13 protein-coding genes and 4 pseudogenes are annotated in these 15,850 nt (G+C 61.5%); 8 read left to right on the top strand and 9 right to left on the bottom strand.

Annotated elements, in window-relative coordinates; genetic code table 11:
• Positions 1-311: 311 nt before the first annotated feature.
• Complete coding sequence (locus IVB23_RS13920) at positions 312-1,541, bottom strand: IS701 family transposase (protein ID WP_247804858.1); 1,230 nt, start codon at positions 1,539-1,541, stop codon at positions 312-314.
• 107 nt (positions 1,542-1,648) lie between these two features.
• Positions 1,649-2,821, bottom strand: a complete 1,173-nt coding sequence (locus IVB23_RS13915) for a reverse transcriptase domain-containing protein (RefSeq protein ID WP_247803911.1) — start codon at positions 2,819-2,821, stop codon at positions 1,649-1,651.
• Here IVB23_RS13915 and IVB23_RS13910 point away from each other — a divergent pair.
• Positions 2,820-3,902, top strand: a complete 1,083-nt coding sequence (locus tag IVB23_RS13910; protein ID WP_247803910.1) for a transposase family protein — start codon at positions 2,820-2,822, stop codon at positions 3,900-3,902. The two genes, IVB23_RS13915 and IVB23_RS13910, sit on opposite strands and share 2 nt — an antisense overlap.
• Before the next feature lie 113 nt (positions 3,903-4,015).
• Here IVB23_RS13910 and IVB23_RS13905 read toward each other — a convergent pair.
• Both IVB23_RS13905 and IVB23_RS13900 read right to left on the bottom strand, forming a co-directional pair.
• Positions 4,016-4,953: pseudogene (locus IVB23_RS13905) on the bottom strand (transposase); the annotation flags it as partial.
• Between the two features lie 69 nt (positions 4,954-5,022).
• Positions 5,023-5,265 (bottom strand): annotated as a pseudogene (locus tag IVB23_RS13900) (IS256 family transposase); the annotation flags it as partial.
• A gap of 268 nt (positions 5,266-5,533) precedes the next feature.
• Between IVB23_RS13900 and IVB23_RS13895 the strand changes: the two are divergent.
• Complete coding sequence (locus tag IVB23_RS13895) at positions 5,534-6,751, top strand: IS110 family transposase (RefSeq protein ID WP_247804856.1); 1,218 nt, start codon at positions 5,534-5,536, stop codon at positions 6,749-6,751.
• On the opposite strand, the gene IVB23_RS13890 is transcribed toward IVB23_RS13895, so the two are convergent.
• The 5 genes and pseudogenes from IVB23_RS13890 to IVB23_RS13870 all read right to left on the bottom strand — a co-directional run.
• Positions 6,730-7,053 carry a hypothetical protein gene (locus IVB23_RS13890; RefSeq protein ID WP_247337951.1) on the bottom strand — a complete coding sequence of 108 codons (324 nt, stop codon included), beginning with the start codon at positions 7,051-7,053 and terminating at the stop codon, positions 6,730-6,732. The two genes, IVB23_RS13895 and IVB23_RS13890, sit on opposite strands and share 22 nt — an antisense overlap.
• Positions 7,054-7,067: 14 nt before the next feature.
• Positions 7,068-7,997 (bottom strand): annotated as a pseudogene (locus IVB23_RS13885) (IS256 family transposase); the annotation flags it as partial.
• A gap of 15 nt (positions 7,998-8,012) precedes the next feature.
• Entirely contained in the window at positions 8,013-8,357 is a 345-nt protein-coding gene (locus tag IVB23_RS13880; RefSeq protein WP_247803909.1) for a hypothetical protein, read from the bottom strand.
• Positions 8,357-9,448 carry an IS5 family transposase gene (locus IVB23_RS13875; RefSeq protein WP_247803908.1) on the bottom strand — a complete coding sequence of 364 codons (1,092 nt, stop codon included), beginning with the start codon at positions 9,446-9,448 and terminating at the stop codon, positions 8,357-8,359. The genes IVB23_RS13880 and IVB23_RS13875 overlap by 1 nt, the downstream gene beginning before the upstream one ends.
• Positions 9,449-9,525: 77 nt before the next feature.
• A pseudogene (locus IVB23_RS13870) lies at positions 9,526-9,654 on the bottom strand (IS256 family transposase); the annotation flags it as partial.
• 554 nt (positions 9,655-10,208) lie between these two features.
• On the opposite strand from IVB23_RS13870, the gene IVB23_RS13865 reads away from it, so the two are divergent.
• The 6 genes from IVB23_RS13865 to IVB23_RS13840 are packed head-to-tail and all read left to right on the top strand — an operon-like array spanning position 10,209 to position 15,652.
• Positions 10,209-11,789, top strand: coding sequence for a pyridoxal-dependent decarboxylase (locus tag IVB23_RS13865; protein WP_247803907.1), 1,581 nt, complete (start codon positions 10,209-10,211; stop codon positions 11,787-11,789).
• A gap of 2 nt (positions 11,790-11,791) precedes the next feature.
• Complete coding sequence (locus tag IVB23_RS13860) at positions 11,792-13,324, top strand: hypothetical protein (protein ID WP_247803906.1); 1,533 nt, start codon at positions 11,792-11,794, stop codon at positions 13,322-13,324.
• Between the two features lie 34 nt (positions 13,325-13,358).
• Positions 13,359-13,838, top strand: a complete 480-nt coding sequence (locus IVB23_RS13855) for a hypothetical protein (protein ID WP_247803905.1) — start codon at positions 13,359-13,361, stop codon at positions 13,836-13,838.
• Positions 13,839-13,842: 4 nt separating this feature from the next.
• Positions 13,843-14,640: a hypothetical protein gene (locus tag IVB23_RS13850; protein ID WP_247803904.1), complete on the top strand. Its 798-nt coding sequence runs from the start codon at positions 13,843-13,845 to the stop codon at positions 14,638-14,640.
• On the top strand, positions 14,637-15,059 hold the full coding sequence (locus IVB23_RS13845; protein WP_247803903.1) for a hypothetical protein: 423 nt from the start codon (positions 14,637-14,639) through the stop codon (positions 15,057-15,059). The genes IVB23_RS13850 and IVB23_RS13845 overlap by 4 nt, the downstream gene beginning before the upstream one ends.
• Before the next feature lie 11 nt (positions 15,060-15,070).
• Positions 15,071-15,652 (top strand): hypothetical protein, encoded by a 582-nt coding sequence (locus tag IVB23_RS13840; RefSeq protein ID WP_247803902.1) that lies wholly within the window; start codon positions 15,071-15,073, stop codon positions 15,650-15,652.
• Positions 15,653-15,850 lie beyond the last annotated feature (198 nt).

The following is a 15,850-nucleotide window of genomic DNA, read 5'->3' as shown; positions in this document are numbered from 1 at the left end:
CCTACGCCTGACGGCCGGCTCCAGAAGACCTACCTCCATCTCTCAAACAGTTCCGCACCTCCGTCCGTCGGTGCGTTCGTGGCACACTCATCAGCATAGTGCACAGTCGCGATGCGCCTGGGCGCGGGGGATGTTCCGGGTTCTGTTGAATTTCTAACATTACAGTTGCCGTTTTGCTTTGAGGTGCGTACGGTGGGCGATCGCCTGGTGAGCTCTGCGCCAGAGTGACCATGCGATGACTTGGGCGGGTTGGATTCGTTTTCGAGCGAGTCTGATGGCGATGCGGCGGATTTCCTGAATTGACCAGCGGATCAATGACGTGGCGGCCGTGCTTTTGCCGTGGTTCGGCGCGGCGTTTTTTTGGGCGCCGGCGGATTGGCGCGATGGCGGATCACCGCCATCATGGCGAATGCGAGCATCACCATAGAGACGTGGCGATGCCAGCCATGCCAGGATCTGCTCTCGTTGTGATCAAGCCCGAACTCATTCTTGGCAGTCTCAAAACTGTCCTCGATCGCCCAGCGATGGCCTTCGACTGCGACCAGCGTTTCAATGGCCGTTCCTGCTGGGCACCAGGTGGTGAAGAAGGCGAGGTCATCATCGGCGATGCGACGACGGATCAGCAGACCGCGTGTCCACAAACCGTCATTTGCGCTGTTGAACTGCCCGGCATCGAGATCGGCCAGTTCGAGATAGCACCAATCATGCAGCCGCGGTCCTTTGGTTCCGTCCCCTGCCGACAGGCGTTTCCAGTCGGACGAACGCCGCGTCGAGGCGATGTCCGCGGCGGTGCCAGAGACTGATCGCCGCTTGCCCCAGGATCGAAACACATGAGCGCTGCTGACTCCGAGCACATAGCCTTTGCCTGCCTGGCGTAGTTGCTGTTCGATATCTCCGACACCGTAGACCGTATCGCCGGCCACCCACTTGAATGGCACAGCCGCGACTATCGCGCGTGCAATCATTGCAGTCGCAAGCTTCGGTTTGGTCGCAAAGCCCGTGTCGGCAGGCACGTATGTGGCTTCCAGACGATCTGGATCGTCGACCCATTCCTTCGGAAGATACAACGCACGATCGATGAACGCATGGCCATGACGCGAAACGTAGGTGGCGAAAACGCCGATCTGGCAGTTCGTAATCTTGCCTGCCGAACCGGTGTATTGCCGCGCCACGCCGCACGACGCCTCGCCCTGCTTGAGAAAGCCGGTCTCATCGATCACGAGAACCGCATCGTCATCTGCCAAATGCTCGATGACATAGTCGCGGACAATATCGCGCAAGGCATCGGCATCCCAATCCCTGCGACCCAGGATAGCCTGTTGCCGCCATGGACCAGGATCGCCAGCCGCCTCCGCGCGCATCCAGCCGGTCTTGCGTTGCTCATCGCCGAGCAGACCTTCAAGAAACAGCCCTGCGTTCCTCGCAACACGTTCTTGCCCGAACAACGGACGTATCCGCTTCTTAACCTCCCGAAGCGACGCAGCCCACAACGCAAGCGTCTCTTCAATCGACGCTGCCTGCGCCCACGATCTTCGAATCATGGTTGCCCATGGATTCAGAAATCTTCCGAAAGGGATCGCGGTAGGGACGCTCATTGCTGAGCGCCCCCCGCACAGATCCGGACGAGCCCAATTAAGGCATCCGGCTCCTACCTTGGGTGTGTGACGGCGAAGCGCTGTTGCGGCCAGGGATGGAGGATACGGGGTTGAGGAAGCCAGTCATCCGCCAACTTCGTCATACGATCCCAAGTGAAGCCGGCTCGTTGGCTGCGGCGCCGAAGCGTTCGCCGCCAGAGGTCGGTCACATAATAGCGGAACGCTGAGAGCGCCCGCCCGTTTGCAGGAACCGCATAGTAGGCGAAGTGGCCGGTGATGACCTGTCTCAGCCATTTACCCTGGACGGGGATCGGTTGGTGCATTCGACGCCGCAGCTCTGCCTTGATGTCCTGAAGCTTCGTCCGCAGACGGTCGCGACGGGTCTTCCTTTCGAGCAGGAAGTTCCCCCGGCGTGACTTACCGCAGATGTGGATGAAGCCCAGAAACATGAAGGTCTCCGGTTTGCCGAGCCCGCGTGTCTTGCGATTGGTCGCCGCATAGCGACCGAACTCAATCAGGCGGGTCTTGTCCGAATGGAGCGTCAACGCGAATGCCTCAATCCGTTCACGCATCGCATCAAGGAAGCGACGAGCGTCGTCCTCATGCTCGAAGCCGGCCACCAGATCATCCGCATAGCGCACGATAATCATATCGCCGTGGGCCTCCTGCCGTCGCCAGCGTTCGGCCCAAAGATCGAAACAGTAGTGCAGGTAAACGTTGGCGAGCAGCGGCGAAATCACCGATCCTTGCCCCGTGCCCCTGTCGTCCACGGTTACGACCCCGTCTTCGAGGATACCCGCCCTCAGCCATTTACGGATCAGGCGGATGATGCGCTTGTCACCGATGCGGTGCTCCAAAAACTGGACTAGTGGTTCATCACAGTGATTTTGACGTTTTGAGCCGAGCCATTCGAGGATCGGCAGGCTTTCGGGCGGCACGAGGATTTCGATGCTTCTGGGGACGCCGGGTTGACGTCGGATGAAGCCGTTTCGTTCGAGGGTGACAATCATCTGGTGGACCGAAGGCGGGCTGACGCGGAAGTGGCGCTGGATGTCGGCTTCGGCGGGTGGGCGTCCGAACATGTAGGCGTAGGTATGGATGAAGGCCAGGTAATGTCCCTGCTTTTCGGTGAAGTGCGCGCCTGATTTTTGACTCATCGCTGGATTCGTCCCGGCCTCCGACAATGACTGGCACGATCCGCCGCCGGGGTTCTGCGAGGTCGACATGGTGGCGCATGGCGTCACATCTGTAGCTGGCTCGTTCATTCAGACGTCGACGATGGTCGACGTCGCGACTGGTTGGACCGAGTGCATGCCGTTGGTGACGCGCGAGGGCGGCCTCGTCGTGCGGGCCATGGAGCGCGCACAGAGCCTCTTTCCCTGGGTCATTCGCGGCGCCGATTTCGACAATGACAGCGCATTCATGAACGACGTCGTCGTGCCCTGGTGTCGCGCGCAAAAGATCGAGGTGACACGCTCGCGCGCCTACAAGAAGAATGATCAGGCCTTCGTCGAGCAGAAGAACGGCGCGGTCGTCCGGCGACTCGTGGGATACGGTCGCTTCGATGGTGTCGAGACGACGTGCGTGCTTGAACGTTTGTATGCTGCATCTCGGCTGCACACCAACTTTTTCCAGCCGTCCTTCAAGCTGAAGGACAAGCGACGCGAGGGCGCGAAGGTGATCAAGCGCTATCATGTTCCAGCCACGCCCTATGAACGAGCACTGGCGCATCCGAGGTTGAGCAAGGTGGTCAAACGGCGTCTTCGAGAGCTTTATCGCACGCTCGATCCCGTGGCCCTGCTGGCCGAGATGAGAGACGCCCAGGCGGAGCTCGGCACGCGCGTCGACGCCCGCGCGGGCAGGCTCGCGGCAGCAACAAGCCCACCGGCGCCGACAAAGACCGCAGCAGCGTTCGCGAAGGGGCTCGGCAATGACCTGCATCTAGGGGAGCAGCGCATCATCCATCGGCGCATGCGCAAGCCATACAAAAAGCGCATGAGAATGCCATCAATGTTCGATCCGCACCTCGCCAACATCGAGCGCTGGCTGACGGCCGAGCCCCGTCTGACCGCGCTGGCAATTCTCGGTCGCCTCGCTGAACAATGCCCCGAACAGTTCGGTCTCCGCCGCCGCAGCACACCATCGTGCAGCGCTTGTTGCGATCTCTCAGACGCAAAGCAGCCGAGACGATCGTCCCGCGCACGGCTGAGGGTGCGGCACTGGCCGGTGATCCCGGGACTGGGGCCGCCGCTGCGTGTAATGGGCACTCCGCGACGTCCCCAGTCCCTCCGATCCTGCAAGCAATGACGCTCGGACCGGCCGACAGTCGGGGCTACATCCGTCAAGCGAAAGTAACATCCTCAGGTGAGGCAATACGGGGGGTCAAATTTGGGCTCTGACGCAATTTTGGTGCATCGGGATCATGTAGGACCGATCAAGCGGGCCTGCAGAAGATCGAGCTTGGCGCGCCCGTACATCTGACGCTTGACGAGCTTGAGCTTGGTAATCTGACCCTCGGTCTGCCCGTTGGACCAAGATGTTTTAATCGCAGCGTTGATGGCGGCCTTGTCTCTGGTGACACCGTTGCGAAGGACCCGACGAGACTTGCGCATGCTCGTTCCAGCCAAGCGTCAAGATCTACGTGAGCCTTCTTGCGGATCATCGTGTGGAAAGCGGTGATGATTTCGCGAGCTTCCACCAGGAGAGGAACGCCTTGCTCGATCGCCGCGATGGTAACGCTCTCAGACTTTGATAGCGCATCGCGGCCATTAGTCGTCAGGCGGGCAATGGTTCTGGCGGACGGCACGCGCTGTACACTTTGTGTATCGGGCGTTTCGGCGCGCCGATGGCGTGTCGCCCACTCTCTAACAACCCGCTCGGAGCCCCTAAAACCCAGCCTCCTGAGACGACGCCACAAGTCGGCACTGTTATGATGACCACTAGTCCACTGGGCATCAAGCCAAGACAGATGATGTTCGAGAGGACTCTCACGCACTCTGAATACATCCGTTCGCTGACCTCGGAGCACCTTGCGGACGAGGCCTCGGCTATGTCCCGTAAGTCGTACGATCGCCTTTATGGAGACGCCCGTCTCCGCCTGTCTGAGGATTGCCGCGTTGGTATCCTCACGCCGTAGATAGCCCTCGTACTGGATCCGCTCGGCGGCCGTCATCAAGGCAGGATTTATTGTGGCGGAGCCGACCGCCACACGAACCTGGCGCATGGATTTGCGGACCGCATCGAGAAATGCGAGGCTGGCATTCTCCATCAAATGCCAGCGGTCAGCTACCTGGGTGGCCTGCGGAAGCGCCTTGGCTACAGCAAGGGCGTAACCACCGCCGCGATCGCGCGCGACGACAGCAATTTGCGGCTGCCCCGAGAGCCATGCCTGGAGCTATCGCCAAATTTTGGTGACGGCCGGAGCCGGTCAGGCGGCGGCGATTATGGGCTGACGGTCGGCCGGCTTGGCGATGACCTCGATCCCATCGTTGAATGTCACACCGAGAACGAGTTTTGGCAACTGGTTGTGGCCATCGAGACGACGCCAGCTTCTCTGCGCGGCCTCGAGCAGTTTGAAGACCGTCGCGAGTGCCGTCTGGTTGGACAGGCAGCCCTTCGATCGGATGGTGCGGTGGCGCACGGTGGCCAAGGTGCTTTCGATGGGGTTGGTAACCGGTATGAGAGTTTCTCGGTGCCGATGTTCCGCTGCGATATTCAAGATCGTAGCGTATGGTGCGACCATCGGGACAGAGGCACCGGGAGCACGAAGGTGCGGGCAGGCCGATGCATTCGATGAGCCGCGAGCTCGAGTTAGTAGCTGGCCGCCTCTGCGACTCGCCCGGTTGCGCTGAGAGCGCGAATCCGTAGTTGTCGTGTCGCCCGTAGCTCCCGTCATGTGGTCTGATTGGCAGGAGGTGCGAATGCGACGGGTGATTGGCATCGACGTCCACCGAACTTTCGGAGAGGTGATGGTTTGGGAGGATGGCAGGCTTCGACATGCGGGCCGCATCGATATGACGCGGACTGCGTTGGAGGGATTTGGCAAGACCCTGCTGGCCAGTGATGAGGTGGTGGTCGAAGCGACCGGCAACAGCATGGCGGTATCGCGGGTTCTGGCACCGTTCGTGGCACGGGTGATTATCGCCAATCCGCTGCAGGTGAAGGCGATCGCCCAGGCTCACGTCAAGACCGACAAGATCGATGCCGGCACGCTCGCCAGTCTGCAGGCGGCTGGGTACCTGCCGCAGATCTGGACGCCTGACGCGGAGACGGAACGCAAGCGTCGGCTGGTGGCGCGGCGCTACCAGGTCGTGCGGCATCGCACGCGGCTCAAGAACGAGGTGCATTCGATCCTGCACGCGCACCTGATCCCGAAGTGCCCGCATGCCGATCTTTTCAACGGCCGCGGCCGGGCGTGGTTGGCCGCCCAACCGTTGCCGGACGATGAGCGCGCGGCGATCGATCGGCACGTCCGCGAGCTTGACCGGCTGGCGGAAGATCTGGCCCTGCTCGACCGCGAGATCGCGCAGGACGCCATCGACGATTCCGCGGTCAACAGATTGATGACGATCACCGGCGTCAACTTGGCGGTCGCTGCCGGCATCATGGCGGCGATCGGCGACATCAGCCGGTTCAACAGCCCGCAGAAGCTGGTGAGCTATTTTGGGCTGAACCCGCGGGTGCGGCAGTCCGGACTGGGCGCCGCCCATCACGGCCGCATCAGCAAGATCGGCCGCAGTCACGCGCGCGCCATGCTGGTCGAGGCGGCCTGGGCAGCGGCCAAGGCGCCCGGTCCGCTGCATGCGTTTTTCGTGCGCATCCGCGCCCGGCGTGGCCATCAGATCGCCGCGGTGGCCGTGGCCCGGAAGCTCACCGTGCTTTGCTGGCATTTGTTGACGAAGGGCGAGGATTACCTATGGGCGCGCCCGGCACTGGTCGCTATTAAGACCCGCGCGATGCAGCTTCAAGCCGGACATCCGCAACAGAAAGGCAGCCGGCGTGGGCCAGCGTATGCCTACAACATCAAGGCATTGCGCGACCGCGAGATGTTGATTGCCGCACAGGCGGAGCAAAGCTACGAGCGCTTGGTGACGCAATGGAAACCACGGCGGCCAAAAACCGGCGCGCGGGCGCCTCAGCTCGGCAAGACAAAATAGGGCAGCCTGGTGGCGCTTGCAGCCGATGCGCCACGCTTCGCCACGAGGTCGCCCGCGCCCACCCAGGATAATCCCGCCTGACGGCAAGTGCCAGCCAGGAATGCAGTCCCGTTCCACGCCAGCATGCCGCCGTGCTCGGGCCGGTCAAGGCCAAGCCTTGCGGTGGCTGCAAACGCGGCCAGCCTTGACCGCCCCTGCGCGCGGCGGCTGCGAGATCGATGGCCGGGACGGAAGAATGGCCCGCGGCGCAGCCGAACAAAAGAATGGACGTACGCGATTTCTGCAATCGTCATCTCGGTCATGAAAAAAATCGCTTGTCCATCTCATCCGTCGTCCGCAAGTGTTTCCAGTGTTCGGCCGGGAAGTCGTAGAACGCCAGTAGCGTGTCTCGATCCTTGCTCAGGCAATCGGCGGCCTTCTCGTACTTCAGCGCGTAGCTCTCGATGAAGGCGTCGAACGCCAGCTCGGCGGCGAGCTTCGTTTCAGCCATCCAGATCTCCTGCAACGCGCGTTTGGCTTTCGGCTGCTGGCTCTTCGGCAACTTGGCAAGCACGTTGGCGGTCTTGTGCACCCAGCAGCGCTGCTCGCGCGTTTTCGGCCAGACCTCGCCGGCCGCCTTCCAGAACCCGAGTGCGCCATCGGCGATGGTAAGCTGCGGCGCCACGTCGAGCCCGCGCCGCTTCAGATCGAGCAGCAGATCGCGCCAGTCCTGCGCGCTCTCGCGGGCGCCATCGGTGAAGCCGACCAATTCATTGCGGCCTTCCGGCGTCGCGCCGATCAGCACCAGGATGCACTGCTTTTCGTCTTCGAGGCGCGCTTGGAGATGGATGCCATCGGCCCAGATGTAGACGTAGCGCTTCGCCGACAGATCGCGCCTCTGCCACGCGGCGTGCTCGTCGAGCCAGCCATCCTTCAGGCGACCGATGGCGGAGGCCGACAACCCGGCAGCATCCTTGCCGAGCAGCGCAGCCAGCGCCTCAGAGAAGTCGCCGGTCGAGATACCCTTCAGGTAAAGGATCGGCAGCAGCGTCTCGATCGACTTCGACCGGCGCATGTAGGGCGGCAGGATCGACGGCGAGAACCGGATGCGGCCAGGATCGGCGGCGTCCGCTTCGCGATCGCGTACACGCGGCTGGCGGACGGCGACCGGACCGATGCCGGTCATCACCTCGCGCTCCGGCAGGTGACCGTGGCGGACGACGCGCTGGTGGCCGTCCCGGGTCTTCAAATCGGCATGCTGGCCTAGCAGCTGTTGAAGAACTCAGCCGCGTTCACAAACGAAGCCTGAGTCGTCGCCATTGTGTATGTAGAAGTGGCCGACGAGCCTGCCCGCAGTGCCGATCATAACCCATCCGCGACCGCAGGCGGGGTCATTCTCGTCGTGCCCTTCCCATGAGAACTCCGCGCAGGCCGAACCGTCGCGGGTGCCGTAGCGTACGTCCAAGAAGCCCTTGAGAGCGCCGAAGGCAATTTCGCCATCGGACTTGCCCCGGAAGGTGAGATGCGCTTCTTCGACGAGGTCGAGGAAGTCGTTATCCCAGACGTCCATCTCGACGATGCGCCAGCGGCCGGTAAAAGCCTTGGCGAAGGCGGGAGCCTTGGCCATCAGCCGACCTGCGCCATGAGTTTCGGCAGCCGCACCAGATTGTAGGCGGCGGCCGCGAAGGCAAAGGCCCATCCGACGCGATCGCGGCCGCGGAACCTGGTCTTTCGTTGTCCGGCGACTGTCTTGATCCAGCCGAACGCCTCCTCAATGCGTTTACGGATGCGCTGACTAACAGCATAGCCGCTGTGCCGCGTCGTGCGCTTATCGATCGCTGAGCTACGGCCGCTCGTGTTCTGCGCCACATGCGGCGTCACCTTCATTGAGCGCAGTTCGTTGACAAAGTCTTCCGCGTCATAGGCCTTGTCGGCGCCGAGCGTGATCGCTGTCGGCCGGTCGGCACGAGGCTCGATCATGTGCAGCGCGGCCACCCGTTCGGCATGCCCATCAGCCAGCGTCAAGCAGGCGTCGACCAGCAGGCCGTGGCGGTTCTCCATCAACCCGTGCCCGATGAAGCACAGCTTCGTCTCCTTGCCTTTGCCCTTGCGGTACAGCCTGGCATCCGGATCGGTGGTCGAAGCATGGGTGTCGTTCGAACGTTTCTGGCCATGGAAGTCCGCTTCGCCATTGCGCCCGCCGCCTTGAGCCAGCGGCTCGCCAGAGCCGTCCTTCGGCTTGACGCTCTTCATCGAGGCCCAGGCCTCGATCAGCGTGCCATCGACCGAGAAGTGATCGCTCGACAGAAGCTTCTTCACTTTGGGCTGCGCCAGCATCGCCGCCAGGAACTTCGCCGCGATGTCGCCTTCCAGCAGCCGGTCGCGGTTCTTCGAGAACACCGAATGGTCCCAGGCCGCGTCGTCGACGCCGATTCCGACGAACCAGCGGAACAGCAGATCGTATTCCAGCCGCTCCATCAGAAGCCGCTCCGAGCGGATCGAATAAAACGCCTGCAACAGCATCGCCCGCAGCAGCTTCTCCGGCGGGATCGACGGCCGCCCGATCGGCGAATAGAGCGCGGCAAACTCGCGCTCCAGCGCAGACAGCGCCTCGTTCACGATGACCCGGATCGCCCTCAGTGGATGATCGCGCCGCACCCGCGCCTCAAGGTCAACGTAGCTGAACAGCTCGCCCGTTCGATTGTCGCCGCCGCGCACGCACCATCTCCGAATCTCGTCGGAGCCAATGAATCACGGTCACCCGTCGGCGGCGAGCGCCTTTTTCAACAGCCTGCTAGAAAGTCTGCAACCTCGGCCTCGACCGCCTGGGCCAGCAGGGCACGCGCTCCATTTCGCAAGACTTCTGTGAGTTGATCGTCGAAGATTCCTGGCTGAATCAGATGGATGACGTTATCGTTGGACACGGCATATCGCTCCTTCGGTGGAGAAGTGGAGGCGTCAAGCACCCCCACGATATGCCGCCTTTCCGATTCCCGCCGTCACCAACTTTGGGCGATAGCTCCCAGGCGTGGTTGCCGTCACTGCTCTCTTCTCTCTCTTCGTCTGTATACGGTGACACTCCGACTGGGCTGAAAGTTGACGCTGGTGGAAACTGCCAGCTAAGAACCTTTCGTGTAACACAGCCAAGCTCGGGTTCCGGCGTTGCAAGGGATGGCAACCATTCCTGGTAGGTGACCCGGCCGGTAGAATGTCGCACGCTCTGCCGTCACCAAACGAGTTCCATGTTACATTGCACTCGTTGTTGGATGTTTGGAAATGTCGGACATGAGCAGCGACTTGAGTGAAACCGCGATGTTCAAGAAGGGTATTCTGTTTTGCGCTGCAACCTGTGTGCGACAACGCAGCGCCACAACTCAGGACCCACTCTCACGACAACGCTTTTCGATCAACACGACCTAGCAAGCGGCTGAGAATAGCTTGCCCTGTAGCGCAGGTGAGTTGGCAGCGATCATTAACCTTGAGCGGCGCGACGATTATGGACAGCCTTTGCGTGCTTGACGGAGGTTCTTCGCATCAGCGCGAGACGTTCGCCGCCGAAACAGAATCGTTTTTTAACGTTCGAGAGTTCACCGCAGCCGCTCATCAGGCTATCGAGCGGCTCGCTGATATGCTGTCGCGTGATGAGGTGGAAGGTGTCCGACTGCAAAGGCCAGTCGACCTGATGGCTAGCTCCCGCAGTCTCATGACGACGGCTGATTTGGAGGGCTTCGACTCGCGCCGCTTCGCCGACATCCTCGAACTTTACCTGGAAACCGGCATCAAGGTGAATTCCCGCGGATATATGGGGCGGCAGTTCAGCTCAGTGATGCCCGTCACCGCCGTTTTCGAAATGGTGTCCGCCATGGCCCCCCAGCCGGCCTCCTACTACGAGGCGGGACAGCTCGCCAACATTGCGGACCGGCTGATCGAAGAGGTGTTCGGCCCTTTCATCGGGTGGCCGCAAGGCAGCTTCGAGATGGTGACGACGTCCGGGGCCTCGCTCGCTAACTTGACTGCCGCATTAGTAGCCCGTAATCGTCGCATTTCGGGAAGCTGGAACGGCGGACTTGCAGTTGGCCGCGCGAGCCGGCCAGCCATTGCCATAGGTGAGGATGCGCATTTCTCGGTCTCCCGCATTGCCGGTATCATTGGCATCGGTCAGGATCAGGTGATACGGCTGCCGCTGAACGAACGACGGCAGATCTGCCCAGAACGGGCGCGAGCGATCATGGACGGAGCGGCGGTCCAGGGCTTGGACATTTTTTGCCTGATTGCCTCGGCCGGGACGACCGCAATTGGCGCTAACGATCCGTTGCCGGAGCTTGCTGCCTTAGCCAAGCGGCACGGCGCCTGGCTCCATGTCGATGCAGCGCACAATGGCGCATTTCTGGTTTCCGACCAACTGCGGCCACGCCTTGCGGGACTGGAGCTGGCGGATTCTTTCTGCCTGGATGCCCATAAGACTCTGTTCGTCCCGGCCCTTTGCACCTTGCTGTTCTATCGCGAGAAGGGCTTTGCGGAAACAGCCTTCCCGCAGAAAGACAGTTATGTATTCGACCCGTTCGAAGATGAGATGACTGCCGTACAGAGCGGCGTGAAGAACTTCGAATGCACAAAGCGCCCGACAATCCTCAACCTGTGGTTAGCTTGGTCGCTATATGGCCGCCGAGCCTTCGCTGATAAGTTGGAGCAGTTAGTGAAGATAACCAGGGCGGCGTACGATTACTTCGTCGATCAGCCGGACTTCATCGTACCGTACCAGCCTGAGTCCAATATCCTCTGCTTCGTTCATCAGCCTCCGGGCCTGAGCGGTTATCGCCTCTCCAGCCTCCAACTTGAGTTGCGTAACCGCGTACGGGCGGGCGGCCGATATCTCCTATCCAAGGTCGATCTCAATGGACAGACGATGCTCCGCATCGTTCTTATGAATCATAGGATCGGCCTGTCCGACATCGCCGGTATGGGGGCGGAAATCCGACGCCACGCCCGCGACATTCTTGAAAACGACTCCACAAAGGGCGGCCAAGACCTCCCCTTTGGGTTCCAGCCTGCGGAATGACTATGGGCCACTTCGCCTCCCCGCTAGACAACTTCGACTACAAGGTGCTGCCCGACACGGTGTTAAATCCGTGCACTGTGGATCACGTGCTAGCTCTGCCCTCCTTCTTGACCACACTCCTGTCCGCGCAAGCGCATGCCGGCTGTCGGATCGATGAAATGAGCTTGGAAGCGCAAGCCGTCATCGTCCAGCGCAGGGTGTCGCAGCTCGCCTCTATTGCCCGCATCAACCCTCTGTGGCGCCGACGCATCGATGATGCTGTAGGCGTCGGTCCGGTGGATAGTTTCGACCGGTTTCAAGCGCTGCCACTGACCGAAAAAGAAGACTTCCGTCAGATGTTCACGGGGAGGCGGCCGGGCATGGTCGTGCCCATCGAGCGCTGTGGCTTTGAGGTCGTGGCGAGCGGTGGCACTAGCTCGGGCAAACCATCGGAAACTGTCTATCCGCTCGGTGAGCTGCAGGAGACATACGGCTGGGCTGGGGATTTCATGGGCCGACACATTATGGCGCGCCATCTTACCGGCGGTGGTGCCAAATGGGTGGCCACTACGCTCGCCGACTATCAGATGTGGAGCAGCGGCACTATGGTGGGCGGCGTGCTTCAGAAGATCCCCGGCGTCAACTATATCGGAGCCGGGCCGATGAGCCGTGAAGTCTTCGAGCTGATGATGTCCTATCCGGGGCCGAAGGCGATCATGGGCATTACCCAAAGCATCGCGCTGCTCGCGAGCTTCGCCGACGGCCTATCCCGCGAGGCGCGGCACAGCTTCCGCGTGGCCCTCTATGGCAGTGGCGTGCTGACGCCCAAGGCGCGGGCGGATCTAAGGCAGGCCTATCCGAACCTGATCGTACTGAGCTACTTCGCGGCCACCCAAGCGGAAACGATCGGCCTGCAGCTCGATCCGGAAAGCCCCGTCCTCACGGCGGTACCCGGCCTGCACTTGGTGGAGGTGGTCAGGCCGGACGGACAATGGGCGCCGATAGGGGAGGAAGGCGAGCTGGTGGTCACCCGGCTGTTCGGTAATGCGGCCCCGGTACTGCGCTACAAAATAGGCGACCGGGTCATCCGCCGCCCGGATCTGCGGTCGCCCGGTCTAAATGCCATGCAATTTGAGTATGTCGGCCGCAGCGGCGACTTCATGCATATCGGCGACACACAATATTCGGCGTCTCAGGCCCTAGCGGCCATCATTGCCGAATTCCGCCGGCGACAAGTTCTGGAGATCGACCGTGTCGCCACTGACATGCAGTTTCAGATCGACCGCGCGAAGCGCCAGTTGCGCTTGTTGCTCGGTACGCCGGAAGCCACATCCCTCTCGGCGCACGTCGCCGCGCGGCTTGCGCCGGAAGGCTCCTCGCCGTTGATCATCGCCGGGTTGGTCCGATCCCTGTCCGTCTTTAACGCGCTGGAAGCGAATGAGGCGAGCCTGCTGAGCTCCGGCTACAGCTTTGCCATCAGGTTTGTAGATCCAAGGGGGACTGACTTGGTTCGCACGGCAGTCGGAAAGGTGCCCCTCGTCGTCGACCGTGCTTGATACCGGAAAAAGGGACCGCCGCCGGAGGAGGCAAATGATGACACCACTCAATATCCGAGTTTTTGTCGATGTCGTCGCCCTGCTGCTTGGCAATTCGGCCGACGGCAATATCTTTTTGTTTGACGATAGCCTCTGCGGCGGGCAGGGCTCCGGCACCGCTAAGCTGGCTAGTCCGGTCTGGCCGGGGCAACTGGTCCGCTGGAGCCTGACGCCGCTCGATGTCCAGGCCCCGGCTTGGTTGACGGGCGTATCGTTCGACGGAAACGCGCCGCCGGCCGCAGGCCCTCCAGCTCCCTGGGCGGTGCGTTGGGAAGGACACGTCCCTTGGTGGCTGGCTCCAGGCTCGCGCCATGTCTACCGGCTGACGCTCGTCACGAGCGGCCTGGCCGGGCGCACCATCACAATCGACGGGCCGTCCCTTCTATTCATGCCTCCACCGGCAGGGCAACCGATTCCGCCTCAGGCCTCACCGCCTATCTGGGCGGTCGCACAATCCGCTCCAACGGGAGGATGATAAGATGCAGATTTCGATTGTTACCGTAATCGATATTGTGACGGCTCTGAAAGAGGGCACTCTGGACGGGAATGCCTATCTGATCGACAATACGGGCCCATTCGCTCCGCCAGCCGGCCCCCGCGTCACGAATGTACCCGGTGTCTATAATGCCGACGGTTCGCAGGCGACGGAGGCGGTCCTGAACTGGATCACCGTCGGGGTCGCCGATTTGCCACTGACGCTGCCCCGCAGCTATCGCCACCGCTACAACACGGCGAACACCGAACACCGGCTGGTGGACGCCCTCCGCAAGGCGACCCGGGATGGTAGAGCCAAGCTGCTTTCTGATCCGGAAGCCATTCGTATGCCAAAACCCCTGCTGGTTCGCCGCAACAGCGTGGTCCAGCCTTATGACGCCCCCCTACTCAACGGTGCTGGCGAGGTGCTCGAGCCTGACGACCCCGCCGCCGAGGCCAGCGCGCCCCCGGTTGTCACCCACATCAGCGGTCCGGCGGTGGAGCACGGTGTTCTATATCCAGCTCTTTACGGTTCGCCCGACCTGCTGGCGGATGGCTGGTACTGGAGCGCTACCGTAGATACAGCCAAGGTCGGCCGCCACGAATATCAGATGGACGTGACGCTTTATCAGCAGGTTCAGGAGAACGGCGAGCCGGTGTGGGAGCCGAAGCTCTTCAGCCTGACATGCAGCATCCAGGTTGGTACCGCCCCGAGCGTCAACGGCTTCACTGGCGGCTTCTTTCCCGGCCTCCTGCCGATCCTACCTTCTTGTCTGACGAGCGCTGCGGGAGAGGCGATATGAAAACCATCAATGTTCGAATGGTAGTGGACGTCGTCGGCGCGCTGGAGGCCGACACGCTCGCTGGTCATCTCTACATGATCGATGACAACCGTCTCGGTGGATCCCGCGATCAGGCGACCGCCGCACTCGCTACTGCGACGACGCCGGGAGACCGGATCATCTGGACCTTGCTACCGATTGAATGCGAAACTCATGCGGCGATCGGGGCAATCGAACTGCCGGCGCAAATCTGCGAGGTTCGTCGGGAAACCTATCCCGGCTCAGATATCTGCTACTGGGTCGGGCTGGTGAAGCAGCCAGTCGGCGACTTACTCTATGGCCTGACCTTAGAGCTCGGCAGCCGGACGCGGACGCTTAACAAAGGTGCCGATGCACGCCTCATTAATGCTGCTCTCCAAGCTTCCCACGACGCAACCTGAAACGGGAGTTCATGATGCAACCCGTCACTCCGGCATCTCAGAAGCCCCCCAGCATCCCGGCCTTGCCCTCCACCCAGTTGAACATCGTCACCCTCATAGACGTTGCAGGCACACTACGGGCCGGCAGCGTCACCGGGAACACTGGGCTGATGGACAATGGCGGCGAGAGTACCGGCAAAGGCACGAACACGTTGCGCACCGTTTGTCGCCAGGGTCAGGTCCTGAACTGGCTGGTCTATTGTACTGACATGGAAAAGCGCCCCGACGGGAGCTGGCCCCTTTTCGCGCGCATCGTAAACATCGTGTTCGTTCTGTCCGACGACACGCCGCAGTACCGCAAGATATGCAATGATCTGAAGATCTATGGCGGCCCGGACAAGATTCGCAGTCCGTGGACGCCGTCATATTACTACTGGGCAGGGTCAATCGTGCCCGATCTGGAGCCGGGTCTCTATCCCTATCGCCTTGTGCTCGAATGCGACACGATCGATCGAAACCGCAAATGCTATTTCAACTTGGACGGGCCGATCCTGGAGGTAGTTCGGCTGGATGGCCACGCCCAACTCAACGCGAAAGAAAGCCCGCATCAATAAGAAGTGGCGGAGCCGTCGCACGGACAGGCCGGTGCTCCCGGTTTCTTCCGATAGCACCTACTCAGAACTCAGATGCAGGGCACTCGAATTCTGCTGATACTGCGGACGCCAACATCGCAGCAACGCGCTCAGTTCGACCGTGAGTAACACGTCGACAGCTCCCCCGACGAATCCCGATCGGCGGCCTGTCCAACAAGT

It is taken from the genome of Bradyrhizobium sp. 191 (assembly GCF_023100985.1).
In the GTDB taxonomy this organism is placed as follows: Bacteria; Pseudomonadota; Alphaproteobacteria; order Rhizobiales; family Xanthobacteraceae; genus Bradyrhizobium; species Bradyrhizobium diversitatis.
The sequence above is the reverse complement of the archived record's forward strand: the minus strand, read 5'-3'. Positions and strand labels throughout refer to the sequence as shown.

What these genes read in the sequence shown, in the direction of transcription:
- IVB23_RS13920 (WP_247804858.1), bottom strand. Translation starts at nt 1,541, where the DNA reads ATGATTCGAAGATCGTGGGCGCAGGCAGCGTCGATTGAAGAGACGCTT.
- IVB23_RS13910 (WP_247803910.1), top strand. Translation starts at nt 2,820, where the DNA reads ATGGTGGCGCATGGCGTCACATCTGTAGCTGGCTCGTTCATTCAGACG.
- IVB23_RS13915 (WP_247803911.1), bottom strand. Translation starts at nt 2,821, where the DNA reads ATGTCGACCTCGCAGAACCCCGGCGGCGGATCGTGCCAGTCATTGTCG.
- IVB23_RS13890 (WP_247337951.1), bottom strand. Translation starts at nt 7,053, where the DNA reads ATGACCGAGATGACGATTGCAGAAATCGCGTACGTCCATTCTTTTGTT.
- IVB23_RS13880 (WP_247803909.1), bottom strand. Translation starts at nt 8,357, where the DNA reads ATGGCCAAGGCTCCCGCCTTCGCCAAGGCTTTTACCGGCCGCTGGCGC.
- IVB23_RS13860 (WP_247803906.1), top strand. Translation starts at nt 11,792, where the DNA reads ATGGGCCACTTCGCCTCCCCGCTAGACAACTTCGACTACAAGGTGCTG.
- IVB23_RS13855 (WP_247803905.1), top strand. Translation starts at nt 13,359, where the DNA reads ATGATGACACCACTCAATATCCGAGTTTTTGTCGATGTCGTCGCCCTG.
- IVB23_RS13850 (WP_247803904.1), top strand. Translation starts at nt 13,843, where the DNA reads ATGCAGATTTCGATTGTTACCGTAATCGATATTGTGACGGCTCTGAAA.
- IVB23_RS13845 (WP_247803903.1), top strand. Translation starts at nt 14,637, where the DNA reads ATGAAAACCATCAATGTTCGAATGGTAGTGGACGTCGTCGGCGCGCTG.
- IVB23_RS13840 (WP_247803902.1), top strand. Translation starts at nt 15,071, where the DNA reads ATGATGCAACCCGTCACTCCGGCATCTCAGAAGCCCCCCAGCATCCCG.